The sequence below is a fragment of the Methylobacterium aerolatum genome, assembly GCF_022179085.1.
Classification (GTDB): Bacteria; Pseudomonadota; Alphaproteobacteria; order Rhizobiales; family Beijerinckiaceae; genus Methylobacterium; species Methylobacterium aerolatum.
Genome location: NZ_BPQE01000037.1, coordinates 1 through 1,937, shown reverse-complemented (window position 1 = coordinate 1,937; position 1,937 = coordinate 1). Strand labels below are relative to the sequence as shown.

1 protein-coding gene is annotated in these 1,937 nt (G+C 71.1%); it reads left to right on the top strand.

Annotated features, from left to right (window positions below; all coding sequences use genetic code 11):
- Window positions 1–29 precede the first annotated feature (29 nt).
- On the top strand, window positions 30–1,937 hold a 1,908-nt coding region (gene dxs / locus MFF06_RS20955; RefSeq protein WP_283207302.1), incomplete at its 3' end, for a 1-deoxy-D-xylulose-5-phosphate synthase.

The following is a 1,937-nucleotide window of genomic DNA, read 5'->3' as shown; positions in this document are numbered from 1 at the left end:
TGGCGATCACCCCTGAGCAATCCGCGTTGCTGGATCGTGTGAACGAGCCTGCGGACCTTCGCCGCGTGCCGGAGGGCGAGCTGCAGAACGTGGCGGATGCGGTGCGGGCCGAGATGATCGACGCCGTGTCGATCACCGGCGGCCATCTCGGCTCGGGGCTGGGCGTGGTCGAGCTGACGGTGGCGCTGCACCACGTGTTCGACACGCCCGACGACCGGATCGTCTGGGACGTCGGCCACCAGTGCTACCCGCACAAGATCCTGACCGGGCGGCGCGACCGCATCCGCACCCTGCGCCAGGGCGGGGGCCTGTCGGGCTTCACCAAGCGCTCGGAGAGCGTCTACGACCCGTTCGGGGCGGCGCATTCCTCCACCTCGATCTCGGCCGCGCTGGGCATGGCGGTGGGCCGCGACCTCGACATGGCCTCGGCCAGGGCGCGCGGCACCGCCGAGCGGATGAAGCGGCGCAACATGATCGCGGTGATCGGCGACGGCTCGATGTCGGCGGGCATGGCGTATGAAGCCATGAACAACGCCGGCGCGCTGCACTCGCGCCTGATCGTGATCCTCAACGACAACGACATGTCGATCGCGCCCCCGGTGGGCGCCATGTCGGCCTACCTCGCCCGGCTCGCCTCGGGCGACACGTATCGCTCCCTGCGCGACGCGGCCAAGCAGCTCGGCAAGCTCCTGCCCAAGGCGATCTACCAGCGCGCGGCGGCGGCCGAGGAGTATGCCCGCTCCCTGGTGGTGGGCGGCGGCACGATGTTCGAGGAGATGGGCTTCCACTATGTCGGCCCGGTGGACGGGCACAACCTCGACCACCTGCTGCCGGTGCTGAAGAACGTGCGCGATGCCGAGCACGGGCCGATCCTGCTGCACGTGGTCACCCGCAAGGGGAAGGGCTACGCGCCCGCCGAGGCCAGCGCCGACCGCTACCACGGGGTGGTGACCTTCGACGTGGTGTCGGGGGTGCAGGCCAAGGCCAAGCCGAACGCGCCGGCCTACACGCGGGTGTTCGGCGAGAGCCTGATCAAGGCGGCGGACGCGGACGAGAAGGTGGTGGCGATCACCGCCGCCATGCCGGGGGGCACCGGCATCGACCTGTTCGGCAAGGCGCACCCGGACCGGACCTTCGACGTCGGCATCGCCGAGCAGCACGCGGTGACCTTCGCGGGCGGCCTCGCCACCGAGGGCTACAAGCCGTTCGTGGCGATCTACTCGACCTTCCTGCAGCGGGCCTACGACCAGGTGGTGCACGACGTGGCGCTGCAGAACCTGCCCGTGCGCTTCTGCATGGACCGGGCGGGCCTGGTCGGGGCGGACGGGGCGACCCATGCGGGCGCCTTCGACCTCGCGTATCTGTGCTGCCTGCCGAACATGACGGTGATGGCGGCCTCCGACGAGGCGGAGCTGGTGCACATGGTGGCCACCGCCCACGCCCACGACTCAGGGCCGATCGCCCTGCGCTACCCGCGCGGCGAGGGCGTGGGCGTGGAGATGCCGGAGAAGGGCAGCGTGCTGCCGATCGGCCGGGGCCGGACGGTGCGCGAGGACGCGAACGCGAAGGTGGCGATCCTGTCGCTGGGCACGCGGCTGGCCGAGGCGCTGAAGGCGGCGGACCAGCTCGCGGACCAGGGCGTGGCGGTCACGGTGGCGGATGCGCGCTTCGCCAAGCCCCTCGACGAGGCGCTGATCCTCGACCTCGCGTCGAAACACGAGGTGCTGGTGACGATCGAGGAGGGCTCGCGGGGCGGGTTCGGGGCGATGGTGCTGCACCTGCTGGCGGAGAAGGGCGCGCTGGACGCCGGCCGCGTCCGGGTGCGGACGATGACCCTGCCGGACACCTACCAGGACCACGACAAGCCGGAGAAGATGTACGCCGAGGCCGGCCTCGACGCCGCCAGCATCGTCAAGGTCGTCACAGACGCGATGCCC